The following is a 26318-nucleotide window of genomic DNA, read 5'->3' on the forward strand; positions in this document are numbered from 1 at the left end:
CAGTTTACAACATACGAAAAAAAAATGAAGTCGGTTTTTTTTAGCCCTTTTTAAAAAAGTGAAAACCTAAAAAGTGGAGCATATCGGAGTCGAACCGATGACCTCTACGCTGCCAGCGTAGCGCTCTAGCCAGCTGAGCTAATGCCCCCAAATTATTTAAGTCCGCTCAACACTAAAACAGGAATGGTAGAACTATGAAAATCTCTTTTCAAAATGACATCATCTTCCCAAAGCTTTGAGAAAAAACCACGTTTGCGTCTAACTACGCACAATAAATCTGGACTATGATTCTTATAGTGCTCTAACACAGCTTGAAACGTCGTTGGACTTTCAGCCTTTGTTGTGTTAGTTATCATTGCCTTTAGTTCTTCATCTACTTCAAAATCTTCAGGATTATGATACTGCGTTTTTACCAAAAGTAAATTAAGAACTGCCTTAAATTGGTCTTTTATAGCACGTATAGGTTGCAATACTCCTTCTCGCTTAATTACAGCTGATTTAACGGCTAACAGCATTTTTACAATCGGTTTATAAGTATAACCCTCTGGTACAATTAAAGCAGGTATTTGCGTACGCTTAATGATTTTACCTGATGTTTTTCCTAAATAAACCTCATCTTTTATAGAATTAGTTCTTGGCTCTAATATAATTAAATCTACATCTAGAGCATGAGATACTTTTTCAATAGTATCAATCAGTTTTCCTTTAAATGTTTTAGTAATTACCTCTACACCCTTTGTGTCTATTGCCGCGACGTGAGACTCTAAAAAAGCTTTAGACTCTCGTTCTAATATATGATCTACTTTTATCATAGTTCCTGCTTTGGTATAGACATTATATATTTGAATAACATATAACTTTGCACCAAATGCTTTAGCAAAATCTACCGCATATTGTAAATGTGATTTTGCATTTTTTGAAGAACCAACAGGAACTAAAATTGTTTTCATATTAATAACGCTTTCAAACAAAAATACAATTTATAAATGATTAGAAAAGGTAAGATTGAAGATATAAACCCTATAATGAATTTAACCAAAGCTTGTGCAAAAGCTATGATAGCTAAAGGCATTTACCAATGGAACGCGCATTATCCCAATCCTTCTGCATTTAAAAATGATATTGATAGAAATGAACTTTACGTTTTAGAAATCGACGCTGATATAAGCGGTACAATAGTCATTTCAACTCTTATGGACGAAGAATACAAACCTATAGGATGGTTAACAAAAAACGATAACAATCTCTACATCCACCGTTTAGCAATTCATCCTAACCTGCAAGGCAAAGGCTATGCACAACAACTTATGGACTTTGCCGAAAATTATGCCATAGATAACAACTATAGCTCTATAAGATTAGACACCTTTTCCCAGAACAAAAGAAACCAAAAGTTTTACGAACTTCGCGGCTACAAACGATTGGGAGATATTTATTTTCCAAAACAAAGTGAATATCCTTTTCATTGTTATGAGTTAATGCTTTGAGTACAAAAATTACATTACAACACATCAACAAACTTGCTATACCTGCTTTAATTTCTGGTTTGGCTGAGCCTATTTTATCATTGACAGATGCTGCTATCATTGGTAATATGGATAAAAACGCGACTGTATCTTTAGCGGCTGTTGGTATTGTTGGCACCTTTTTTTCGATGCTAATTTGGGTTTTAGGTCAGACACGTAGCGCTATTTCTTCTATTGTATCTCAATACTTGGGAGCAGGAAAAATTGATGCCGTAAAAAACCTACCTGCTCAAGCCATTTTTATTATAACATCGTTGAGCCTTATTATTATTGCCGTCACATATCCTTTGGCTGCTCAGATATTTAAACTTTATAATGCTTCGGATGATATACTTAACTTCTGTGTAAACTATTATCGCATACGCGTGTTTGGGTTTCCTTTTACATTGTTTACCATTGCTGTCTTTGGAACGTTTAGAGGCTTACAAAACACATTTTTCCCTATGATTATTGCTATTGTAGGTGCGCTTGCAAACATTATTCTCGATATTATTTTTGTTTACGGTATAGATGGCTTCATTCCTGCTTACAATATTGAAGATGCAGCCTACGCAAGTGTCTTGGCTCAAATTATTATGGCTGTGCTTTCGGCTGTATATATTTTGAAGAAAACTGATATTCCACTTCTAGTAAAATTCCCGTTTAATCCAGAGATAAAGCGATTTCTTCTAATGATCGTCAATCTGTTTATAAGAACATTAGCATTAAATTTAGCACTGTATTTGGCCACTAGCTTTGCTACAAAATATGGTGAAAACTATATTGCCGCTTACACCATAGCCATTAACCTTTGGTTTTTGGGTGCTTTCGTAATTGACGGTTATGCTAGTGCTGGCAATATTTTATCAGGAAAACTGCTTGGTGCAAAAGACTATAAAAATCTTATTGATCTAAGTAACAAACTTATAAAATATGGCATTGTTGTCGGAATTATTATAGCGGTTATTGGAGGTATACTCTACTATCCTATTGGCAACATTTTTAGTAACGATCCTGAAGTGTTACATGAGTTTTATAAGGTCTTTTGGATAGTTTTAGCCATGCAACCCTTATGTGCATTAGCCTTTATTTTTGATGGTGTTTTTAAAGGTCTTGGCGAAATGAAATATCTGAGAGATGTCCTATTGTTCTCGTCTCTTTTGGTTTTTACACCAGTAATACTCGCTTTAGATTATTTTGACTATAAGCTATACGGAATTTTCATAGCCTTTACTATCTGGATTATAGCACGAGGTTTACCACTCATTATAAAATTCAGAAAAACCTTTAAACCTCTTGTTGAAAACGTTTAAATTTGGGTTTTAAAACAAATCATATGCATTTGCTTGTTACATTACTTCAAGAGATAGACATAGAACAAAAACTAAAAGATGCACCTGACGACAACTATGGCATTGGTGTATTTATTGGCTCAATGCTGCCTTTTATAATTTTAGTGATTATTGCATATGCCATCTATAGATACAATAAAAAAAGAGTGAATAATGATTAGTTTACTTATAGCAACTACATTACAAAATAGTCAAGCCCATGAAACCGGATTTGATATTGGTTACATATTAGGTTTATTATTTCCTTTTGCTATAATTGGAGCTATAATATTCCTTATCATTAAGGTTGTAAAAAAGAAATCAAAAAAATAAAATATGGATATACTTCAATTTTTAGGTGGAAACGGCTTGTTTTTAATTTTAGCTATTGTTCTTATAATTGCTTATTTCTATAATCGCAAGCGTCGTTAATTAGCGCGTTTTTAACCATCCTGTTATACTCAATCTTGGAGTATTAACAGGTTTTACTTCGTGCTCCAGAATTTGGCTTTCAAAAATGACAACCTTACCAGGAAAAGGATAAATTGTTTCTTCACCATTTTCTAAATATAACGCCAATTCGCCACCATTTTCAGGCTTCCAGTTTTCTTCATTTAGATAGCATACAAAAGAGAGTTTTCGTCTGTCATCATTCTGAAATGTATCTAGATGCCTTTTGTAAAATGTACCTTTGGGATAAATGGCATAATGAAATTCCTTTTGGTTTATGCCCAAAAAACAAGTCCTGTTGAGATAATCCTTTAAGTCATTTATTTTGTTGAAAAATAACTGCTCTGACGGATTAATGTTTTGCTCATCAATCCAAAGAATAATATCACCTCTTACTTTGGTTTTTATAATCTCGTTGGTACGATTGCCAATTGCCGATTTTTTAAAGCTGTCCTCATCATATTTTTGCAACAATGAAGCCCTTAAGGCCTTTACCTCATCTGCAGTAAAAAAATCGTCAATGACACTGTATTGTTTAAATCCTAGATCTGCTATAATATTCTCGTACAGAACGTTTTCTGCAAACGGAATAGATTCAAATAGACTTTCCAATATCGTCTAAAAAAGAAGGGTAGTTTTCATTTGACTTTATATTTAATTTCTAAAAAAGCGCGCAAATGTAGTCTAAAAAGCTATTCGTTTTACATTTATAATATCTTTGCAGTATTATTTTTTTAGAATGAGTAAAATCCGAATTACAAAACAATTCTCTTTTGAAACAGGTCATGCCCTTTACGGCTATGATGGCAAATGCAAAAATGTACATGGCCACAGTTACAATTTATACGTTACCGTTATTGGCCAACCAATAGCAGACAATGCTAATGTAAAGTTTGGAATGGTCATAGATTTTGGCGACCTTAAAAAGATTGTAAAAGATGAAATTGTTGATGTTTTTGACCACGCAACAGTGTTTAACAAAAATACTCCGCATGTAGAGCTGGCAAAAGAATTACAAGTTAGAGGACACAATGTTTTGTTAGTAGATTATCAGCCAACAAGCGAAATGATGGTCATTGATTTTGCTAAAAAAATTAAAAAAAGATTACCAGATAACATAAAGTTACACTCACTAAAACTTCAAGAGACAGCAACCAGCTTTGCAGAATGGTATGCTTCTGATAATGCGTAACAATCACCACATAGAAATCCCGAAAGGCAAAAAAATATATTTTGCCTCAGACAATCATCTTGGTGCGCCAACGAGTGACAAGTCAAGACCTCGTGAAAAAAAGTTTGTCGCTTGGTTAGATGAAGTAAAACAAGATGCCGCTGCAATTTTCTTAATGGGAGATTTATTCGATTTTTGGTTTGAATATAAGACGGTTATCCCAAAAGGTTTTACCAGGACTTTAGGCAAATTGGCTGAGATTACAGATTCAGGAATTCCAGTGTATTTCTTTGTTGGTAATCATGACTTATGGATGAATGGTTATTTTGAAGATGAACTCAATATTCCTGTGTTTCATAAACCACAAGAATTCACTTTCAATAACACATCTTTCTTTATTGGTCACGGAGATGGTTTGGGTCCTGATGACAAAGGCTATAAGCGCATGAAAAAAGTCTTTACCAATCCATTTTTTCAATGGTTATTTAGATGGCTGCATCCAGATATTGGTGTTAGAATTGCGCAATACTTTTCGGTAAAAAACAAATTGATTTCCGGTGATGATGATGCAAAGTTTTTAGGTGAAGACAACGAGTGGTTAGTTGCCTACTGCAAACGTAAACTCGAAGAAAAGCATCGTGATTACTTTGTGTTTGGCCACAGGCATTTGCCATTAGATATACAACTCAACGAGGGTTCAAAATACATTAACCTTGGTGATTGGATTCAATATTACACCTATGGTGTTTTTGATGGCCAGTCTTTTGAATTAAAGGAATACTAAGATTTTAGTTCGTCAAATTTCTCTTCCACGTCCTCTTGTAAATCAAGTTCTCTTAGTGGCTTATTTTTATAGTTTATAACCAACACGGTTAAAAGTGTTACAGAACCACCTAGCATTACAGCTAATGGTGCACCAAAAATTCTGGCTGCAACACCACTTTCTACTGCACCAAGCTCGTTAGACGACCCAACAAACATAGAGTTTACAGCTCCTACGCGTCCACGCATATGATCTGGTGTTTTAAGCTGTAGAATAGTTTGACGTACGACCATAGAAACGCCATCAAACACACCAGAAAAAAACAACGCAATAACGCTTAGCCATAATAATTTAGACGCTCCAAAAAGAATCATAAACAACCCAAAGCCAAACACAGCAATCAATAGTTTTTTACCTGTATTTTTGGTAATAGGAATATACGTTGTTGCCACCATGGCAAGTATACTTCCAGAAGATAATGATGCATTTAAAATCCCAAAACCTCGAGGACCAGCATCTAAAACATCTTTGGCAAACACCGCAAAAATAGCAACTGCACCTCCAAATAGTACAGCCACCATATCTAAGGTTAAAGCTCCTAAAATGACTTTGTCATTAAACACAAAATCAATTCCGGATTTAAGGCTTTCTTTTATAGATTCGTTAGTTGCTTTATTTAAAACTGGTTTTTTACTTATCTGAAAAACTAAAATCAGAGCCAGCATTACCAATCCAAATATAATTCCTAGAGTATAATGTACTCCAATCCATGCAATAAGGAAACCGCTACAAAGTGCACCAAATACACTTGCTCCTTTCCATGTGCTACTGCTCCACGTTGCGGCATTTGGATAAGCTGATTTAGGTACAATTAAAGCGATTAATGAAAAAATAGTTGGCCCGAAAAATGCTCGTAAAACACCACCAAAAAACACTAAACTATAAATACCAATTAAAATGCTATTGGTACTCCAGTTGTTTTCAATCTGATCTGATGTTAACCAAAACAGCCCAAAACTAATCAACGAAAACAACGCGATACAAAGTGTAAAAAGGCTTCGCTTTTCTTTTTTATCTACGATATGTCCTGCAAAAGGTGCTAAAAAAAATGCAGGCAAAAACTCGCATGCACCAATAAGTGCTAAACTCAATTTTGAATTTGTAAGATCATAAACCTGCCATTCTATAACTAAAAACTGCATGGACCAACCAAAAACTAAGGCAAATCTTACTAATAAAAATATATTAAATTCCTTAAAGCGGAGCGCTGCGTATGGGTCTGTTTTTGCCAAGGATTATGCTTTTATGTCTTTCAACTTTAACTGTAAACTTACATTACCATTCCAGTGATTCTCATCAATGGTGTAAGCTGCATCAAAGGTATTTCTATTTTTTATAATATCTAGTTTATCACCCAATCCAAATCCTATACAAACTATGGGATTACTATCAGCTTGTTTTGCAGTAAAACGCAGGTGTTTATCATCTTCACCTACACATTTTCCCCAACCTGTATCTTTTACTCCTTGTGTCATAAAAACCGGTGTCATATTTCCTGGTCCAAATGGCGCAAACTGGCGTACAATTCTATAAAGTTTATGATCTATCTGAATAAGTTCTATCTGCAAATCCACCTTCAACTCTGGTGTTAATAGCTTTGGATCTATAGTGTCTTTTACAACAGCTTCAAATTTGGCTTTAAATGGTTCGTAATTTTCTGGCAACAATGTTAAACCTGCGGCATATTTATGGCCACCAAATTGTTCTATAAACTCATTACAAGCTTCTAATGCGTTATACACATCAAAACCTTTTACAGAACGTGCTGAAGCAGCTAGTTTTTCTCCACTTTTTGTAAATACCAGTGTCGGTCTATAGTACGTTTCGGTTAGTCTAGATGCTACAATGCCTATAACACCTTTGTGCCAATTTTCGTCATAAACTACAGTTGTAAATCGGTCTTGTTCTTCATTTTTTTCAATTTGAAGTAAGGCTTCTTCAGTAATAAGTCGATCTGTTTCCTTTCGGTCTGTATTAAATTGATCGATATCTACAGCATAACTAGCTGCTAGATTAAAATCGGTTTCGGTTAATAAGGTTACAGCATGGTTACCATGTTTCATTCTGCCAGCTGCATTAATACGTGGAGCTACAATAAAAACCAAATCGATAATGGATAATTCTTCTTTTTTAACCTCAGCAATAATTGCTTTTATTCCTGGTCTTGGATTGGTATTTATAATCTGTAAACCGAAATAAGCTAATGCTCTATTTTCGCCAACAATAGGTACAATATCTGCACCAATTGCTGTGGCTACCAAATCGAGATATTCGGTTAAATCTTCTACGGTTTGTCCTTGTTTAGAAGCTAAAGCAGTAATTAACTTAAAACCAACTCCACAACCACAAAGTTCTTTAAAAGGATACTCGCAATCGTCTCGTTTAGGATCTAAAACCGCAAATGCATCTGGTATTGTATCTCCTGGTCTGTGGTGATCGCAAATGATAAAGTCAATGCCTTTTTCTTTAGCATAAGATACTTTTTCAATGGCTTTAATACCACAGTCTAAAGCAATAATTAGGTTAAAACCATTATCATCTGCAAAATCAATACCTTGGTAAGACACTCCATAACCTTCTTCATAACGATCTGGAATATATGTAGCTACATTAGCTGTTCTGGTTTTTAAATATGAAGACATTAATGCTACAGACGTAGTACCATCCACATCATAATCTCCATAAACCAAAATGTTTTCACCTTTTGCAATGGCTTGCTCTATGCGTGCAACAGCCTTGTCCATATCCTTCATGAGGTACGGATTGTGTAAATCGTTAAAACTTGGTCTAAAAAACGTCTTGGCATCTTCAAAGGTTTCGATGCCACGTTGCAACAATAATGTTGCTACAATATCATCAACCTGAAGTGCATTTTTTAAAGCTTCAACTTTTGAAGGTTCTGGTTTTGGTTTTAAGGTCCAACGCATACAAGATTACATATTATGCTTAGTTCCTACGTGGTAAAATATTTCGGTTTCTACTTCTGCAAACTGCCTAAACATTTCCATTACTCCACAATATTTTTCTACTGAAAGATTTACAGCACGTTCGCATTTTTTCTTATTTAAATCTGAACCATAAAAATGGTAATCTACCTTTACTGCGTGGTAAAACTTTGGATGTTCTTCAGTTAATTCACCTGAAACTTCAATTTTGAAATCATCTATCTTTTCATTCATTTTATTCAAGATAGAAATTACGTCTAAGCCAGAGCAACCAGCCAAAGATGACAACATCATAGCTTTAGGCGAAAGTCCAAAACGTTCATTTTGACCTTCTATATTAGTATCCATTATTACGGTTTTTCCACTAGGATTATCTGATTCAAATGTTAACCCTCCTTGCCAATGTGTTACTATTTTATGTTCCATTTTGTTTTAGTTTAATTTATAGAACTGCTATCTTGTACATTCAAAAATACCACTAAAAAAATAACTATGGCACTAGTAACTCCGTTATCTCCAGAGCACGATTTAGAAACCAAGGAATTAGCAGAATTCTTTAATGAAACTTTAGGATTTTGCCCTAATTCGGTTTTAACCATGCAACGCAGACCTGCCATAAGTAAAGCGTTTATAAATTTGAATAAAGCTGTAATGTCAAATGAAGGTCGCGTAACCTCTGCTTTAAAGCGAATGATTGCTTGGGTTAGCAGTAATGCTACAGGTTGTAGATATTGCCAAGCACATGCCATTAGAGCCGCAGAGCGTTATGGTGCAGAACAAGAACAACTCGATAATATTTGGGAATACAAAACGCATCCTGCATTTAATGAGGCTGAGCGTGCTGCTTTAGATTTTAGTTTGGCGGCTAGCCAAGTGCCTAATGCAGTTAATAAAGAAATAAAAGAACGCTTATACCAACATTGGGACGAAGGAGAAATTGTAGAAATGCTTGGAGTGATTTCACTTTTTGGTTACCTCAACCGCTGGAATGACTCTATGGGAACCGATATTGAAACTGGAGCCGTAGAAAGTGCGGATCAATATTTAGGTAAACATGGTTGGGAGAAGGGGAAGCACGATGGAAGCAAATACTAGATTGTTAGACAATTCGATTTTTAGATAAATTGGATTCAAACCTCATCAGAAATGGTGAGGTTTTTTGTTTTATACACTTTACTCATTCATTTGGGCACTTTACTCATTCCTTATTTCTAGCCAATGATGTTGGTTATACATTTGAAATCAACCAACACACACAATTATGAATAAAATTACATTCAAAATATTCGTATTGCTCATAGTATTCCCTGTGTTCTGCTTCACTCAAGAAGGAACGGTAACAGGAACACTCACCACTTCATCAGACGGCTTGCCTTTGCCTGGAGCCTCTATAATTGTTAAAGGAACGACCTACGGAGTTCAAACCGATTTTGATGGTAATTACAGTATAAAATGTAATGTAGGTGATGTTATAGTTATTAGCTATGTTGGTATGGACCCAAAGGAAATTACAGTAACAGCTGATATGTTTGGAACCGTCCAAAAAACAGAGGTTAAGCGAGTAAAAGTAAAACCTATTGAAACTGACGCGTATAGTGAAGCTTTAAAAAATAAAAAAAAGGAGCGTTTTAAAATACCTTCTATAGCAGATTCAAAACATCTCTACAATAAAAAAGGTTACTATAACGCTTTGCATAGAATTAAAGACATTCACCTTGACCCAGAACATGTAATCCTAACCTATTTTAATCCGGATATTTATTTTCAGGTTGGAGTAAAATCTAACTTAAGTTTTCTGTTTGTTAAGGAAAGTAACTTACCAAAGTTACAATCTTCATATAGCCAAGGAGCCACCGAAAATGGATCTATTGCTTTTTTAGGGCCAGAAACAGGAAATGTCTTTTCTTATGGACCAAACCTAAATACTTTGGAGTTTGATGGAAGTAATTATATATACGACAACAACGGCAAACTGGTTACACTAGGCAATGGAAATGGTGTTAGCTCTAAGCAATACAACAATAGCGTGTTAAACACTGCCATTAGTAGATTTACCAATGTGTATTTTGATGTTGACACAGATGAATGGACTACAGGACTTGACTTTAGTCAGAAAAATACTGAAGACATTTTTGGTAGAGCACAAAAAATAAATAACGATCTCGCGTTAAACTTTAAAACCCTTAATCGTAACAGTGAAGAACTAAGTTGGAAATCCTTTGTTAAATACAGCCACTGGAAAAACAACCAACCTAACATTAATGGATTTAGAAATAACCTCCTTTTAAATTCATGGGTAACACCTGTGTCTTTTAATAATGGTCAAGGCAGCGTTTTACCAGACAATACACAACGCAGTTTTAGCCCAACCAACTATAACAATCCTGAATGGCTGTTTAACAATAAAAACTATGATGCCAACACCTTATTTGTAGCCAACCTAGAAAATGACATAGATGTTGGTGATGACTTTTCAATAGGAAGTCAACTAAGCTATAAAACAGCAGAAAACGAGCAAAACTTTGGTTTGTTTACCAATACTATAGGTTTTGAAAACGGCTATCTAAGCAACAAAACCATAAAAAACAATAGCTTCAATGCGATGCTAGACTTACACTATGACAAATACTTGGGAGATTTTTCCATAGATGTGCGTTCCATTACTAGATTTAAAAATGAGCAATTAGATTATACATTTAGAGAATCTGAAGGTTTTGATGCCTTTACATTTTCAAATCCAAATAACACCACTGAAATCTCTAATCGCATTAATAGAAATGTGCTACGACCAAATCAGTCTGTTACTCTAGAATACAAGAGACACTCTAAAATTGTATTTAGTAATACTTCATATATATCTTCCATTCAGAAAAACAAATTGCTTTTACCTTCATCTATTATAAAAGTTGATTTAGCAGATATTTTAGACATCTATGATTTTTATGATTTCTCGCTTAGCGCAACAAGTGCTTTTGATGTTAATGAAATGCCTCTTTTTTACAACAATCAAAGCCACAATAGTCTGCAATTATTACCTTCAGAAAGTCTTGGTTACACTAGTAACATTGACTTATTCATAAATGAAGATTTAGATTTAGAAGAAAGACACGATTATTCCTTTAATCTCGATTTAGATTTCTATTTATGGGATGTTAATTGGTATTTCAACGCTAGTTATTTTGGTTCAATAACGAAAGGAAGTGTGTTTCCTGTTTTAGAAGATGATCAATTTCAACTTCAAAATATTGCAGATATTACCAATAAAGGGCTAGAGTTACAATTAGAAATTTCTGAATGGTTTAACAAATTTCATTGGAATAGCAGACTAAGCTTTATGACTAACCAAAACAAGGTTACCAAGCTATACAATAATGAAGAGCGCGTACCAATTGCAGGTTTTCAAAATGTGTCTAAAAACTTAATCGTTGGCCAACCTGCTGGTGTCATTGTAGGAACTGCTTTTGCAAGAGATACTCAAAACAATATCATTATAGATAGCAATGGCTACCCAATTGTAGATACAGATCAACAAATTATAGGTAATCCTGTACCAGATTTTACACTTGGCTTTTCTAATCGTTTTACCTGGAAGAAATTAAAATTTCATTTCACGTTAGACTACCAAAAGGGTGGAGATACATGGAATGGAACCCAAAATGTACTCAATTATTTTGGTACATCACAACAATCTGCAGATCAAAGAAACATTACAAATTATGTTTTTAATGGTGTAAACGTACAAGGAAATACAAACACAATTCCTGTAGATTTTTATAACCCTGAAGATGGTATTGAAAATAACCGATTTGTTCGCTACGGTTTTAGTGGTGTTGCAGAAGAAGCCATTGAAGATGCTGGTTATCTTAACTTAAGAACCATTGAGCTTTCTTATGATTTTGCTAAAAGTAACTATGATTTTTTCAGGCAAGTTGAAATAGGACTTTACGCTCATAACCTCATCACATTTACAAAATACAGAGGAGCATCTCCTTATTCATCACTTTTTGATACCAATTCTGGGCATAATCTTAACTTTTTCAATACTCCTTTAATGAGTGAAGTTGGGCTAAAAGTCAACTTAAAAATATAAATACTATGAAAAAACTTATACAAAACACCAAACTTTTGGTAATTGCCGGACTTTGCTTCTTCACGTTGCTGTCCTATAAAGCTTTTGAAGCATTTAATAATCCATTAGAGAAGATATACACACAAACGGACAGACCATTCTATTTTCCTGGAGAAACCATTTGGTTTAAATCTTACATCGTCGATACAGACAATACTATTACGACCATCAGTGACGTGATGCATGCGGAATTAATTTCGCCTAAAGGCGCTGTTGTAACATCCTTAAATCTTAATGTGAAACAAGGATATGCTTACGGAAATTTTGATATAAGCTCGGATTGGGTTGGTGGCATTTACACTTTAAAATGCTACACCAATTGGATGCGTAATTATGGTGAAGATTCATTTTTTACCAAAAAAATCACTATTCAAAAAGTGGTAAAACCTAAGCTGTTACTTAATTTAAAATTCGAAAAAGAAGGGTACGGAAAATCCTCTGAAGTTATAGCAAATCTTGAGGTTAAGGATTTAAAAAATCAACCTTTATCACACACAGAAGTTACGTATAAAGTGAGTGTAAAAGGCACAGACATTATAAATGATGTTGTGGTTACAGACAAAGACGGTAAAGCCAAACCTAGCTTTACATTACCAGAAGACTTAGAGTCCGTTGATGTGGTTTTAAACGCTTTGGTATATCACAAAGGATCCACAGAATCTATCTCAAGAGCTGTCCCTGTGGTTTTAAATACTATTGACCTTCAGTTTTTACCAGAAAGTGGCAAAATTGTAGCTGGCACTTTAAACAAAGTTGCTTTTAAAGCTCTTAATGAATTTGGAAAACCTGTAGATCTCAAAGGCGATATTGTTAATGCAAAAGGAGAAACCGTTTCAAACTTTGAAAGTTTTCATGATGGCATGGGAAGCTTCAATTTTAACCCAATTAAAGACGAGGTTTACTATGCTAAGATTACAGAACCTTTCCGATCTGAGGAATTAATTCAGCTACCAAAAGTGCATGAAAATGGTGTTCGGTTTTCTGTTACAACAGATAGTCTATCAACCAATTTAGAAATTTTTTCAACCTATAGCACACCTTTATTTCTTGAGGTTTCTAATGCAAGTACATTACTCCTAAAAAAGGAAATTGGTCTCAAAAACAATATAAGCTTAAACACTTCAGAATATCCTATGGGTATTACCAAATTCAGTCTTAAAAATGAATATGGAAGTACATTCGCACAGCGTTTGGTGTTTCTAAATCCTCACAAAAAACTTCATGTAGACCTCAGCCTAGATAAGGAAGTGTATAATACCAGAGAAAAAGTAAAACTCACTATAAAAACATACGATGAGAAGCAGAATCCTATTCCTGCAAACTTATCATTAGCCGTTGCGGATAATAAATTACTGTCCTTTGCGGATGATAAGCAAGACCATATTTTATCCTACTTATTGGTGTCTTCTGAATTGAAAGGTGAAATTCATAAGCCAGATTTTTACTTGAATCCAAAAGAGCCTAAATCAAAAACAGCAATAGATTATGTGATGCTAACGCATGGTTGGAGAGACTATATCAATGCACCTACCGTTACTAAGGAAAATGCACAATATCTACCAGAACAGAGTGCTATACAAACTGGTGTTGTACTCAACAAAAAAGGAAAACCAACACAAGCACATTTACTGCTTTTTGATAGAGATGGTAATAAAGTTTTGGTTTTTGACACCGAAGAAGATGGCTCTTTCGCTTTTAAATTCAACAATAATTACAATCTTACTTTATTGGCTTACAAAGACAATGGAGAACGTGTTACTATTGAAGAAACATCCTTAGAAGAAGGAAGATACTACAGCCAAACACCAACTAAAAATGTAGAAAACAAAGAGAATATTAAGTCTTTTGACAAAAATGAAAAACCACTACAAAACACTATTAAACAAAAGGCAAAAATATCTGTTGGTTTACAAGAAAGTGGAAATGGTTTGGATGAAGTTATCGTTGTGGGTTATAGTACAACACGTAAAGCGAGCCTTACGGGTTCTGTAAAAGTGATTTCACAAGAAGAAATAGCATCAAACGGCAATTCTGTTATCAATGCTTTGGCTGGCGAAGTGGCTAGTGTTAACGTAACAAATGCTAACGGACAACCTGGTAGTGCTCCAAACGTTAGAATCAGAGGCTTTGGCAGTGTGTCTGGTAATAACGAACCTCTTGTTGTAGTAGATGGTGTACCTTACGATAGGTCTGCTTTGAGCGACATCAACCCTCAACAAGTAAACAGCGTAACAGTCCTAAAAGATGCTACTGCAACCAGCATTTATGGTAGCAGAGGCTCTAACGGAGTTATTATCATTACCACCAAAAACGATAGCTATCCTTATTATAAAGGAGCCACAAAACGATTAAATAACCGAGATTATAAAAACTATGCTGTAAAGCAATTTTACCACTATATTGGAAACCACATAGACACTCCAAGAAGTTTCTACATGCCAATCTATGAAGGAAAAAATCTACCAGAAGAGCGTACCGATTTTAGACAAACCATATACTGGAATCCAGTAGTACAAACCAATGCTGATGGCATTGCCGAAATTGAATTTTATAATTCTGATGCTGTAACGTCGTTTAAAATTTCTGCTGAAGGCATTGGTTATAATGGCCTTGTAGGCAAAGCTGACAAATTATACGCTACCAAGAAATTATTGAACATAGACATTAAAACACCTAATTACATGGTGCTGAATGATACCATTTCATTACCAATTACCATTACAAATGAAACTGAAAAAGCCATGGAAACTAATTTAAAGTTTCTTTTGCCTGAACATTTAAAGTTGGTATCGTCTATTGATGAAAAACTAAATGTGGAAGCTAAAAACGCTGTCACCAAAACCATAATAGTTATACCTATTGAAAAGGGTAAAGACTTAGACATTTCCATTCTGGCAGAATCTGAAGACTATAAAGATATCATAAAGAAAAAGGTAACAATTTTAAGCCCTTATTTCCCAACATCAATATCATTGTCTGGTTCAGAAACTCAAACGTTTGACTTTGAAATTAACCATGCTGTTAAACATAGTATTACCACAGAGTTTAATATTTATACAGACATTGTAGGTGATGTTATGGATGGTATTGAGTCTTTAATCCGTCAGCCTTATGGATGTTTTGAGCAAACATCATCTTCAACATATCCTAATATTATGGTTTTAAAATACCTGAAGGAAGCAGGCAAAAGCAATCCTGAAATTGAAGCTAAAGCTCTAGATTTTATAAAACAAGGCTATAAAAGGCTTATTGGTTTTGAAACTTCTGAAGGTGGTTTTGAATGGTTTGGTCATACTCCACCACACGAAACCTTAACCGCTTATGGCATTTTGGAATTTACCGAAATGAAAGAAGTATACGATGGTGTAAGTGACAAAATGATTTCCAGAACTGTAGATTGGCTTTTAAGCCGAAAAGACGGTAAAGGTGGTTTCAAAAAAAGTAAAAAAGGCTATGATAGCTTTGCCAGTTCACCAACAGATGTTGCCAATGCTTACATTGTCTATGCATTAAGCGAATCTGGTGTCAATGCAGATTATATGCTAGAATATAATACAGCCTATGCAGATGCTATAAAAAGTAATGACACTTATAAAATGGCACTACTAGCTATGGCTAGTCATAACCTCAATAAAGAAGAAAACTTTAAAACACTTTTAGCCAAAATAAAAGCAAATATTGAGGAGTATGGTTTTGAGAAAATACCTGTAGAAAATACAATTACCAGATCTTACGGCAACTCTAAACAGATAGAAACCGTGGCGCTTACAACATTGGCTTTAATGGACGAGAAAAACGAAAATGCAATTCTTGTAACAGAAGGTGTAGATTATCTGATTAAGCAACGTAAACACAACCGTTTTGGCTCTACACAAGCAACTGCAATGGCTCTTAAAGCTCTGATTAATTACACGAAAAGTCAAAAGAAAAAAATACTTAAGGAAAACGATGACATCACCTTAATAATAAATGGTAAATCCATAACTAAAAAATTAGAACTTTCAGACGATGGAAAAATTACCATTAACGGTTTTGAGAACTATCTAAAACAAGGAAAACAGACCATTGCAGTTAAGTTTAATAACCCAAAGACAACATTTCCTTATACTTTGAATGTGAATTGGGATAGCACGTTACCAGATAGTTCAAAGGCTTGTCCTTTGCAGCTCGAAACAACAATTACTGGGCAAAACTATGCGGTTGGCGATAATGTGAGTTTTAATATCGCTGTTGCAAACACCAATGCAGAACCCTTAGGCATGGTCACCACAATTGTTGGCATACCTTCTGGAACAACAGCTCAACCTTGGCAATTAAAAAAGATTTTAGAAGAAAATAAGGTGGCTTTTTATGAGATTTTTGATAATTATCTAGTGTTTTACTGGAGAGAATTTAAAGCTTCTGAAACCAAAAATATTAGGCTAGACTTAAAAGCTGATATTGCTGGCCATTACCAAGCACCTGCAAGTACTGCTTATCTGTATTATGGAGATGAAAACAAAACTTGGATCTCAGGAAATACAGTTGAGATTAAAGATTAAAATAGTTTAAGCTCTCGATAACTTTAAAGTTGAAAAAACCTCATCAGAAATGGTGAGGTTTTTGTTTTATTGAAAAAAAGTGAAAATTATTTTCTAACAGAAGTAGGCGTTTTTCGTTATATAAATAAGAATAAGTCAAACCATGTTACAGTAAACTATAATTGTTTGATTTAATTTAGTATTTCAAAATACTTCTCTTCCATTGTAGTCATACAGATTGCCTTAAAAAAGACGTGATTAGAAACATTATAAGAATCTACTATGCTGAGATTTTGAAAAGAAAAATGAACAGACTCTTTCGTCTCAATATTATAAAAGTGAATATCTGAATCGCCATAATAATCTGCAAAGCTGTATAGTTTAGTTTCTGTTATAAATCTAGGCTTATCTAATGTAGTGAAGGCTAATCCTGTTTCTAGGTCAATAATTACTACTTGACTTCCTTCAAAGTATGTCAAGAGAATCATAACATAGTTCTCAAAACCTGCCTTAAACTCATATTTTGAATACAACTTTTCTTGTTCTAAATTATTTTCTGCAATAATCTCTTGTCCTTGGCTGTTTTTAAACTTGTATCCTTTATCTGTTTTCTTAAAAATTTCAGGATAATCTTCTTGATAAATTTTTTCGATAGAATCACTATTGGCAAAAATTGTCAATTTGTAAGGATCTTGAAATGCTCGAGGGTTATATTTAGATGAATCAATTTCATTTATATGAAAGTTAACAGGATGATTAGACCTAACACTTGGTAATAAATCGCAATCTACCTGTTTTGCGTTTTCAGTTGTTGTTTTAATTGTTTTTTGTTCATTGGTAACAGTTAATAACGAGACCAATGAAACTATAATTAATAAACTTAACTTCATTTTTTATCAGTTTTCCCTCCAACCACAATAACAGTCTCACCTTTTGGAGGTTTGTTGGTATAATGTTCTAAAACTTCTTTTGCTGTTCCTCTTACTGTTTCTTCATAAAGTTTAGTAAGTTCTCTCGATACAGACACTGGTCTATCTTCTCCAAAATACTCACAAAAATGCCCTAAAGTTTTTACTAACTTATGCGGACTTTCGTAAAAAATCATGGTTCGGGTTTCTTCTGCTAAGAGTAACAGTCTAGTTTGGCGACCCTTCTTTACTGGCAAAAAGCCTTCGAACACAAACTTATCGTTTGGCAAACCACTATTTACCAATGCTGGCACAAAGGCTGTTGCTCCAGGTAAACATTCAACCTCAATATTGTTTTCTACACAAGCTCTAACTAATAAAAAACCAGGGTCGGAAATCGCAGGTGTACCAGCGTCACTAATCACAGCAATTGTAAGTCCGGACTTTAGTTTTTCAATAAGACTATTCACCGTTTTATGCTCATTATGCATATGGTGACTTTGCATGTGTGTGGAAATTTCAAAATGCTTTAATAGTTTTCCAGAAGTTCTGGTATCTTCAGCAAGTATTAAATCTGCTTCTTTTAAAACTTCAATGCCTCTAAACGTAATGTCCTTTAAATTTCCTATTGGTGTTGGGACTAGGTATAGTTTCATGTATCATAAATCTTAATCTCAAATTTACAATCTTTTGTATATCTTAACGCAACCATTTGTAAGAATCTACATCTAGATATAAAACCAACCTGTGAAGAAACCGCTTTATCTTTTATTACTCTTTTTGTGTAATGCCTCTTTTTTACTTAGTCAAACCGCAGATTTATCCATTAATATTGAAGCTCAAAACCTCAGCGGAACAGCAATTTCTCAAGTAGATATTTATGAAGATTTTCAGTATTTGATTACACTATCTAACTCAGGTAATGCTGTAAATAATGCAACTATCTCAGTAGATTTTGATGATGATATTACCATCATTTCCACAAATTCTCAGAATACCATCAATGGTGCATCGGATGTTTCGGTTATTTCTATTACAGGTAATATGCTCACTGCCACAGTAGCTAATATGCCCAACAATTCTAGTGTAGAGCTCTTGGTCCTGGTTTCTGCACCAACCAATTTAGGTGGAATTGCTGTTAATGGCAGCATAAGTCCACCAAATGGAACTACAGATACTAACACCAGTAATAACCAGTCTATAATTTCTATTGATGTATTAGATATTGTTATTGATTTTGTAGTTACACATACCCAAATTCAACCTGCTCCAGGTACACCAATAAGTGCTTGGGGAGACGAAGTTACCTATCAATTTACCATAACTAATAATAGTGAGATAGATTTTCCTGTTGAGGCTATTGATGGTCGTCTTATCTTAACCTCACCTATTGGTAATGGACAACCCTTTGTGGAATTTGTTTCTCTAGAATGTTTAGGAGCAACCAATGGAACGCTTTGCCCAGATCTAAGCACTGTTAATGGTTACACAGAAACTATTTATACCACTGCTGTCACCTCTGCACCTTCCCTCTTTGGGTTTAACAATTTTGAAATTACCTCTGGAGGTAGTGTAACTTTTGAAATGGTTTATCGCTATAATAATTTTTCATGTTCAACAGAACCAATGCCAATAACGGTTGATAGCTTTATTGAAATTGAATTAAATCACGCTAATGTTTCCTCAAACCTTTCAAACTTTGTGGAAACTATTTTGTTAAATGCCGATGTGTGTCCTGTTACTGATGTATGCATTGAAACCGAACTTATTGATCCTGTAGATTCAACAGATATCGATTATGATGAAGAGGTAACTTTTGAAACAACAGTGTGTAACAATGGACCGGCTGAGGTACCTTTGTTTTTTTATCTTCAAAATTTGTCTCCATTTATAAACTGGAGTATTGTTTCTGTAAACTGTATAACAACAACAGGACCTGTAGCCTGCGGAGATTTCACGATTTCAGATAATGGTCAGATATGGGTAAGTAGTGAATTTATACTTCAACCTAATACAACCATAACTATTGAGACAGTTGTTACATTCATTGAGCCTCTTTGTAGTCCATTTCCATCTGTTGGAGAAGGTCTCGTTAAAAGTCAGGTTTCACTATTACCAACTCAAACTATAGACGTAAACCTAGATAATAATTATCATTATAACGACTTAGTCCTTCCACCTGCGGAGATTTGTGATGATGAAGACCTTTCTGATTTACAAGTTTCTAAAACTCAAATATTTCCTGAATTACCCATAGGAAGTTCTCAAACAAATACTGCTGAATGGGGAGAAATTACTTATGAAATTACGGTGACCAACAATGGAGACACAGATGAACCTATACAAGTGCAAGATCATATGCCTGTTCCATTGGGTGATGACGTGCCTATCACTGGAACTTTAGTCAGTATTGAGTGTTCAGGAACCACAGGAACAGCTTCTTGTTTTTCAATTAACAATGCTTATGTTGGTGTTCCTTTTGATGGTGTTACCGAAGATGGAAGTTTTGATACGTTTTGGGAAATTTTACCTGAAGATAACTGGGTACTTCCTGCCAATAGTTCGGTTTCCTTTACTGTTACTGTAGATTGGCAACCCGAATGTTCTACCCTACCAATGATTGGTACAAACTATGTAAGAGCATATTACGTAAATGACGTACCTGATTCTAATGGTGCCAATAATGTAACTTTTGTAGAAACTTTTTTTGCTCCATGTATAGATTTAGTGGTACAAACTTATCCTGAATTTGCTCAAGTAGATACAGGAGCGTCTTTTAACTGGATTGTTGATATAAGCAATAGCACAACCAGCTCTGATGCTATAGATATAGCGTTTGAAAATGTTTTAAACAATGCCTTTACGATTATTGGCACACCTACCTGTAGTATAACTTCTGGTAATGCAACATGTATTTCTTCTTTTAACACTTCCGGAAATACAATAACAGGTATAATACCAACCATGGAAGCAGGTTCAACAGTCAGAGTTTCAATTCCTGTAATAGCTCCAAGCTTTGGTGGCGCTTTTAATAATATTGCTGAAGCCTTTCCTAGTGCTTCAAACAATGAAGAGTTAACTCCCGAAACCAATATTTCAGTTAATAGTGTACAGGTAGTTTCGCCAATACTTGATAAGATCTTTTTCCCAGATACAATTTTTGAAGGAGGTGAAAGCGAATTAATTTTTACCGTATACAACATTGCTTCAAGTCCTACTCAAAACGGCATAGGGTTTACCGATAATTTACCTGCAGGAGTCACTTTAACCTCAACTCCTGTTTGGATAGAAGACAATGGTTGTACAGCGACATTTAGTGGGATTGCAGGTGATACTTTTGTGGGAGTTACAGATTTAACTTTTCCGAATGGTGTGGAAAGTTGTACATTTTCGGTAATGGTAACAGCAGATGTTGAAGGAACATACCTTAACGACTTTCAAAATATAAGTGATACTAATAACTTAGATGCATCTCAAGTTAGTGCCACATTAAATGTTATTGTAGATACTTCTAACGTAGATATTGAAATTCTAAAATCTGTTGAGCCTACCGAAGTTATTGTTGGCCAAGAAGTAACATTTACTATTACAGCAACAAATGTAGGCACAACTCAGGCAACTGCTGTTGAAGTTTTAGATGCACTTCCTATTGGGTATGAATACATTTCTTATACAGTTAGCTCTGGTGTTTTTAACGATAGTATGTTGTCTTGGTCAATTCCGATTTTAGACCCTAATCAATCCGAAACTTTACAGATTACGGTCTTGGTAGTTTCGTCAACCAATTTATTGAATGTTGCTTTTCTCAATACTTTAAATGAAGTAGATAGAGATGACACTAACAATGAAGATAAAGCCATTGTAGAAATATCTAATTGCTTGTCTGTACCTGAAGGAATTTCTCCTAACGGAGATTTAGAAAATGACTATTTGGTTATTCCTTGCATAGAACGCTTTTCTGATAATAGAATTAAAATTTATAACCGTTATGGTACGCTAATCTATGAAGCCAATAATTACAATAATACTTGGGATGGTAGAGCAAATAGAGGTATACCAGAATCATCTGGTTTATTGCCTGTTGGTACGTACTTCTACATTTTAGAAATTAATGGTATTGCAAAACCATTACAAGGGTATGTCTATCTTAATTATTAACTGAATTTACCTTCAACGATTTCTATAAAGCGCTCTTCGTAGTCTTCCTTGCCTTCCCAGTTATTATAATCTGGTTTTACCATTTCATAAATAAGTGTTCTGGCTTCTACAATAGAATCTGCTGTGTTTATTTGAGAAATTACACGATCGTAGTCTTCATTTTTACCCTCAAAAAGATGTTTTATAAAGGCCAACTTATCATTCAATCCTATCTGAAGTCCGTTGCCTTTTAACTTATCGTTCAAAGATCTTTTAGCTTGTTCGGCTTCTCGTTTTTTTGCATCTTCAATGGGTTCAAACTCTGGAATATCAGCAAAATCAGACGTTATAGATTCAAAATCTATGGTTTTAGTCTCTTCGGTAGGTTTAATTGTTTCTAAAACTGCGTCTACCTCTTCCAAATTTTCTGGCATATGCGCTACCATGTTTTTTATTTTATCCATCACAGGCTCCATAATACCATCATCTTCTACCTCATCTACGTTAACGTAAGTTTTATTTCCAATTTCAATATTATCACTTACTGTATTGTTAAACGCTGTATCTAACATACCAAAAAAAGAAGAGTCATTACCTATGGTTGGCATGTCATCTTCAAAATTTTCTTGTGCAAATTTTAAAACCGTCAACTTCTCATAAAGCTTAGTAACCTCCTCGTGCATTCTGTCCACATCTTCTCTTCCTTTTAACTTTAGAATCCTATGTGCTATGCTGATTAATTCTGATTCTAATTTCTTTTTCATGTGATCTAAGTTTATTGTTAAGCAAGTTTCATGAAACACCTGTATACTTCACTATTATTATTTGTAAATAAATAGTAGATGTTTCATCCTAATTACTTTTGATTTTTAATATTTTTGATTGACCTTTATACAAACGAAAATTAACTACGTTTTAGTGCTAAAATTACGAAATGTTTCTTGAAAATACGGTAAATCATAAAGAACAATTTGGGTGGATTGAGGTTATTTGTGGATCTATGTTCTCTGGTAAAACCGAAGAACTCATACGAAGATTAAAGCGCGCCCAATTTGCCAGACAAAAAGTTGAAATTTTTAAACCTGCAGTAGACGTGAGGTATGATGACGAAATGGTAGTTTCTCACGATTCTAACGAAATCAGATCTACTCCAGTACCTGCTGCTGCTAACATTCCCATTTTAGCAGACGGTTGTGATGTTGTTGGTATTGACGAAGCTCAATTTTTTGATGATGAAATTGTAAGGGTTTGTAATGATTTGGCCAACAAAGGCATTCGTGTCATTGTAGCTGGTTTGGATATGGATTTTAAAGGCAATCCTTTTGGCCCAATGCCCTATCTTATGGCAACAGCAGAGTATGTTACAAAAGTTCATGCCATTTGTACCAAAACAGGAAATTTAGCACAGTATAGTTATAGAAAAGCACAGAGTGATGATTTGGTTTTACTCGGAGAGGTTGAAGAATACGAGCCTTTGAGTCGTGCTGCTTTTTACAAATCTATGCTTAGAGATAAGGTAAGACAAATGAAAGTGAAAGATGCTGAAGAGATCAATGCTAAAGAAAATAAGTCGGATGCCAAAAGCGAATGAAACCGTTCTCGAAATTGATTTAGGTGCCTTAACACATAATTTCAATTACTTAAAATCTAAATTACAGCCCAACACTAAATTTTTAGCTGTTGTAAAAGCTTTTGCTTATGGTAGTGATTCTGTTGCAATAGCTAAACACCTAGAAACTTTAAATATTGATTATTTGGCTGTTGCATACGCTAAAGAAGGTGTTTTACTCAGAGATGCTGGCGTTACAACTCCTATCTTAGTGCTTCATCCGCAGCCAGTAAATTTTAAAACCATAATTGAACGCTGTTTAGAGCCAAGTATTTATAGCGCAAGAATTTTAAGTGAATTTATTTCGGTTGCAGAAGAGCAATCACAAAAAGACTATCCTGTTCATATTAAATTTAATACAGGTTTAAATCGTCTAGGTTTTTGGGAAAATGATGTAGATTATATTGTTTCAAAACTAAAAGAAACCACATCAATAAAAGTAAAATCACTTTTTTCGCACTTAGCTGCCAGTGAAGACAAAAATGAAACAGAATTCTCAAAACACCAAATAGAAACATTTAAATCTATAGCCAAAGTATTTAAGTCTAAAATAAACTATAATCCATGGCTGCATTTATGTAATACTTCTGGTATTATAAACTATCCTGAAGGCCATTTGGATATGGTACGAAGTGGTGTAGGTCTTTATGGTTTTGGGAATTCTGTAGCAGAAGATAAGCAACTAAAACCTATAGCGAGTTTAAAGTCTGTAATATCACAGATTCATACCATAGAAAAAGGTGAAACCGTAGGTTATAACCGAGTGCATAAAGCCAAAGATTATGAAACAACAGCCACCATTCCAATTGGTCATGCAGATGGCATTACAAGAATTTATGGAAAAGGAAAAGGATATGTTTTTATTAATGGAAAGAAAGCACCTATAATTGGCAATGTTTGTATGGATATGATTATGGTAAACGTTACTGGTATAGACTGTAAAGAAGGGGACGAGGTTATTATCTTTGATGGCTTACATAAAGCCTCTAATCTTGCAGAATCTTCAGGTACAATTTCTTATGAAATTATTACCGCAATATCTCAACGCGTTAAAAGAAATATTATCTCGACTTAAGATTTTTTTAACAATTTGTGACTTTTTACTTATTTTAGTATCTAACTAACATATATACTAACTATTTAAAACACTGAATTATGTTAAAAGAATTTAAGGAATTTGCAATGAAGGGTAACCTTGTAGACATTGCTGTAGGTTTTGTAATGGGTGCTGCTTTCAATAAAGTAGTTGCTTCATTTACAGGAGGAATTGTATCACCTCTAATTGGTATGATATTCGATTCTGATTTTAAAGCATTAAGATACAAATTAAAAGATGGAGCATTAAACGACGCAGGAGAAATGGTAGGAGAAGTATGGTTAGAGTACGGAACGTTTTTAACAAACGTTATTGATTTTATAATCGTTGCATTTGTAATGTTTATGGTTGTAAAAGGTGTTAACAAAATGAAGAAGAAAGAAGAACCTGCACCAGAAGCACCAGCAGGACCATCTGAAATCGATTTATTAATGGAAATCAGAGATTCTTTAAAAAAGTAAATAGAATATAGCTACCGCTATACTACATATTTAATAACCAAACCCAGACGAGCTGTCTGGGTTTTTCTTTACTAAAAAACACAAAAGTTAAATATTTAACAATTTGTTTTTTGTTGTTAAAAGGCCACTCCTAATAGAAAGTAAGGTCTTTTTTTTACGTAATTTTGCACGATATTTAATTAAATCACTAAAAATGAAAGTAGCTGTAGTAGGTGCAACTGGCTTGGTAGGCAGTGTTATGTTAAACGTTCTAAAAGAACGAAATTTCCCAATAGATGAATTACTATTAGTAGCATCAGAACGTTCTGTTGGTAAAACAATGGAATTTAAAGGAAAACAATATGAGGTGATAAGCATCCCTTCTGCTATTGAAAAACGACCAGATATAGCACTATTCTCAGCTGGTGGAAGTACATCTTTAGAATGGGCTCCAAAATTTGCAGAAGTAGGCACTACAGTTATTGATAACTCTTCTGCTTGGAGAATGGACTTAACTAAAAAACTTGTTGTGCCAGAGATTAATGCCAATCAACTAACTAAAGAAGATAAAATTATCGCCAATCCAAATTGTTCTACAATACAAATGGTAATGGCTTTAGCTCCACTTCACCATAAATATAAAATAAAACGCATTGTTGTTTCTACATATCAATCTGTTTCTGGTACTGGTGTAAAAGCTGTAGAGCAGCTAGAAAATGAAATCGCTGGCAAAAAAGGAGACATGGCCTACCATTATCCTATTCATAAAAATGCTATCCCTCATTGTGATGTTTTTGAAGAAAACGGTTATACAAAGGAGGAGATGAAACTGGTTAGAGAAACTCAAAAAATTCTTGATGATAGAACAATTGCTGTAACGGCAACGGCTGTAAGAATACCGACAGCAGGTGGACACAGTGAGGCTGTAAATGTTGAGTTTGAAAATGACTTTGATTTAACCGAAGTAAGGCAAATTCTTAATAATACAGATGGTGTTACATTACAAGATAATTTAGATGTTAATGTCTATCCAATGCCAATGTATGCTAATGGAAAGGATGATGTTTTTGTGGGTAGAATAAGAAGAGATGGTTCTCAACCAAACACTCTAAACCTTTGGGTTGTTAGTGATAATCTTAGAAAAGGAGCTGCTACTAACACGGTTCAAATTGCAGAGTACCTAGTAAATAACGGTTTAGTTTAGTTTTTTAATAGTTTTTAGACTATACCTAAATTTTGTACCTTTCATCATAT

General features: G+C 34.3%; 21 protein-coding genes and 1 tRNA gene. 13 read left to right on the forward strand and 9 right to left on the reverse strand.

What is annotated here, in order from left to right:
• Positions 1 to 74 precede the first annotated feature (74 nt).
• Positions 75 to 148, reverse strand: a tRNA-Ala gene (locus V1468_RS03920).
• A 4-nt stretch (positions 149 to 152) separates the two neighbouring features.
• Positions 153 to 950, reverse strand: a complete 798-nt coding sequence (locus V1468_RS03925) for a universal stress protein (RefSeq protein WP_331808940.1) — start codon at positions 948 to 950, stop codon at positions 153 to 155.
• 36 nt (positions 951 to 986) lie between these two features.
• Here V1468_RS03925 and V1468_RS03930 point away from each other — a divergent pair, with 36 nt between their 5' ends.
• Genes V1468_RS03930 through V1468_RS03940 form a run of 3 tightly spaced genes read left to right on the forward strand, consistent with a single transcriptional unit; the run spans position 987 to position 3018 of the window.
• Positions 987 to 1487 carry a GNAT family N-acetyltransferase gene (locus tag V1468_RS03930; protein ID WP_331808941.1) on the forward strand — a complete coding sequence of 167 codons (501 nt, stop codon included), beginning with the start codon at positions 987 to 989 and terminating at the stop codon, positions 1485 to 1487.
• The gene (locus V1468_RS03935) at positions 1484 to 2818 is read left to right on the forward strand and encodes an MATE family efflux transporter (protein WP_331808942.1); all 1335 of its coding nucleotides are present in this window, start codon (positions 1484 to 1486) and stop codon (positions 2816 to 2818) included. Before V1468_RS03930 ends, V1468_RS03935 begins: the two co-directional genes overlap by 4 nt.
• A 23-nt stretch (positions 2819 to 2841) precedes the next feature.
• Positions 2842 to 3018, forward strand: coding sequence for a hypothetical protein (locus tag V1468_RS03940; protein WP_331808943.1), 177 nt, complete (start codon positions 2842 to 2844; stop codon positions 3016 to 3018).
• Positions 3019 to 3268: 250 nt separating this feature from the next.
• On the opposite strand, the gene V1468_RS03945 is transcribed toward V1468_RS03940, so the two are convergent.
• Positions 3269 to 3898, reverse strand: a complete 630-nt coding sequence (locus V1468_RS03945) for a 2OG-Fe(II) oxygenase (protein WP_331808944.1) — start codon at positions 3896 to 3898, stop codon at positions 3269 to 3271.
• A gap of 127 nt (positions 3899 to 4025) precedes the next feature.
• Here V1468_RS03945 and V1468_RS03950 point away from each other — a divergent pair, with 127 nt between their 5' ends.
• Both V1468_RS03950 and V1468_RS03955 read left to right on the forward strand, forming a co-directional pair.
• Entirely contained in the window at positions 4026 to 4478 is a 453-nt protein-coding gene (locus V1468_RS03950; RefSeq protein ID WP_278004755.1) for a 6-pyruvoyl trahydropterin synthase family protein, read from the forward strand.
• Between the two features lie 10 nt (positions 4479 to 4488).
• Positions 4489 to 5241, forward strand: coding sequence for a UDP-2,3-diacylglucosamine diphosphatase (locus V1468_RS03955; RefSeq protein WP_331809343.1), 753 nt, complete (start codon positions 4489 to 4491; stop codon positions 5239 to 5241).
• Here V1468_RS03955 and V1468_RS03960 read toward each other — a convergent pair.
• From V1468_RS03960 to V1468_RS03970, 3 genes are read right to left on the reverse strand one after another with little or no spacing between them, the layout of a single operon-like run.
• On the reverse strand, positions 5238 to 6512 hold the full coding sequence (locus tag V1468_RS03960) for an MFS transporter (RefSeq protein WP_331808945.1): 1275 nt from the start codon (positions 6510 to 6512) through the stop codon (positions 5238 to 5240). The genes V1468_RS03955 and V1468_RS03960 overlap by 4 nt on opposite strands.
• Positions 6513 to 6515: 3 nt before the next feature.
• On the reverse strand, positions 6516 to 8207 hold the full coding sequence (gene recJ, locus V1468_RS03965; RefSeq protein ID WP_331808946.1) for a single-stranded-DNA-specific exonuclease RecJ: 1692 nt from the start codon (positions 8205 to 8207) through the stop codon (positions 6516 to 6518).
• 6 nt (positions 8208 to 8213) lie between these two features.
• The gene (locus V1468_RS03970) at positions 8214 to 8651 is read right to left on the reverse strand and encodes an OsmC family protein (protein WP_331808947.1); all 438 of its coding nucleotides are present in this window, start codon (positions 8649 to 8651) and stop codon (positions 8214 to 8216) included.
• A 66-nt stretch (positions 8652 to 8717) separates the two neighbouring features.
• Here V1468_RS03970 and V1468_RS03975 point away from each other — a divergent pair, with 66 nt between their 5' ends.
• The 3 genes from V1468_RS03975 (at position 8718) to V1468_RS03985 (ending at position 16895) form a co-directional block, all read left to right on the forward strand.
• Positions 8718 to 9320 carry a carboxymuconolactone decarboxylase family protein gene (locus tag V1468_RS03975; RefSeq protein ID WP_331808948.1) on the forward strand — a complete coding sequence of 201 codons (603 nt, stop codon included), beginning with the start codon at positions 8718 to 8720 and terminating at the stop codon, positions 9318 to 9320.
• A gap of 166 nt (positions 9321 to 9486) precedes the next feature.
• A complete protein-coding gene (locus V1468_RS03980; RefSeq protein WP_331808949.1) occupies positions 9487 to 12315 on the forward strand; it encodes a carboxypeptidase-like regulatory domain-containing protein in 2829 nt (942 codons plus the stop codon).
• Between the two features lie 5 nt (positions 12316 to 12320).
• Positions 12321 to 16895, forward strand: a complete 4575-nt coding sequence (locus V1468_RS03985) for a TonB-dependent receptor plug domain-containing protein (protein WP_331808950.1) — start codon at positions 12321 to 12323, stop codon at positions 16893 to 16895.
• Between the two features lie 170 nt (positions 16896 to 17065).
• Here the strand turns inward: V1468_RS03985 and V1468_RS03990 are convergent, their stop codons facing one another.
• Both V1468_RS03990 and rsmI read right to left on the reverse strand, forming a co-directional pair.
• The gene (locus V1468_RS03990) at positions 17066 to 17764 is read right to left on the reverse strand and encodes a hypothetical protein (RefSeq protein WP_331808951.1); all 699 of its coding nucleotides are present in this window, start codon (positions 17762 to 17764) and stop codon (positions 17066 to 17068) included.
• Entirely contained in the window at positions 17761 to 18438 is a 678-nt protein-coding gene (gene rsmI, locus V1468_RS03995) for a 16S rRNA (cytidine(1402)-2'-O)-methyltransferase (protein WP_331808952.1), read from the reverse strand. Before rsmI ends, V1468_RS03990 begins: the two co-directional genes overlap by 4 nt.
• A 91-nt stretch (positions 18439 to 18529) precedes the next feature.
• On the opposite strand from rsmI, the gene V1468_RS04000 reads away from it, so the two are divergent.
• Positions 18530 to 21940, forward strand: coding sequence for a DUF7933 domain-containing protein (locus V1468_RS04000; RefSeq protein WP_331808953.1), 3411 nt, complete (start codon positions 18530 to 18532; stop codon positions 21938 to 21940).
• Here V1468_RS04000 and V1468_RS04005 read toward each other — a convergent pair.
• On the reverse strand, positions 21937 to 22683 hold the full coding sequence (locus V1468_RS04005; protein ID WP_331808954.1) for a hypothetical protein: 747 nt from the start codon (positions 22681 to 22683) through the stop codon (positions 21937 to 21939). The two genes, V1468_RS04000 and V1468_RS04005, sit on opposite strands and share 4 nt — an antisense overlap.
• Positions 22684 to 22853: 170 nt before the next feature.
• Between V1468_RS04005 and V1468_RS04010 the strand changes: the two genes are divergently transcribed.
• From V1468_RS04010 to V1468_RS04025, 4 genes are all read left to right on the forward strand, one after another.
• The gene (locus tag V1468_RS04010) at positions 22854 to 23510 is read left to right on the forward strand and encodes a thymidine kinase (protein ID WP_138432612.1); all 657 of its coding nucleotides are present in this window, start codon (positions 22854 to 22856) and stop codon (positions 23508 to 23510) included.
• Positions 23494 to 24603, forward strand: a complete 1110-nt coding sequence (gene alr, locus V1468_RS04015; protein ID WP_331809344.1) for an alanine racemase — start codon at positions 23494 to 23496, stop codon at positions 24601 to 24603. The genes V1468_RS04010 and alr overlap by 17 nt, the downstream gene beginning before the upstream one ends.
• An 80-nt stretch (positions 24604 to 24683) precedes the next feature.
• Positions 24684 to 25085 carry a large-conductance mechanosensitive channel protein MscL gene (gene mscL, locus V1468_RS04020; protein ID WP_331808955.1) on the forward strand — a complete coding sequence of 134 codons (402 nt, stop codon included), beginning with the start codon at positions 24684 to 24686 and terminating at the stop codon, positions 25083 to 25085.
• Positions 25086 to 25278: 193 nt separating this feature from the next.
• The gene (locus V1468_RS04025) at positions 25279 to 26268 is read left to right on the forward strand and encodes an aspartate-semialdehyde dehydrogenase (RefSeq protein ID WP_331808956.1); all 990 of its coding nucleotides are present in this window, start codon (positions 25279 to 25281) and stop codon (positions 26266 to 26268) included.
• Positions 26269 to 26318 lie beyond the last annotated feature (50 nt).

The organism is Winogradskyella poriferorum (assembly GCF_036553625.1).
In the GTDB taxonomy this organism is placed as follows: domain Bacteria; phylum Bacteroidota; class Bacteroidia; order Flavobacteriales; family Flavobacteriaceae; genus Winogradskyella; species Winogradskyella poriferorum.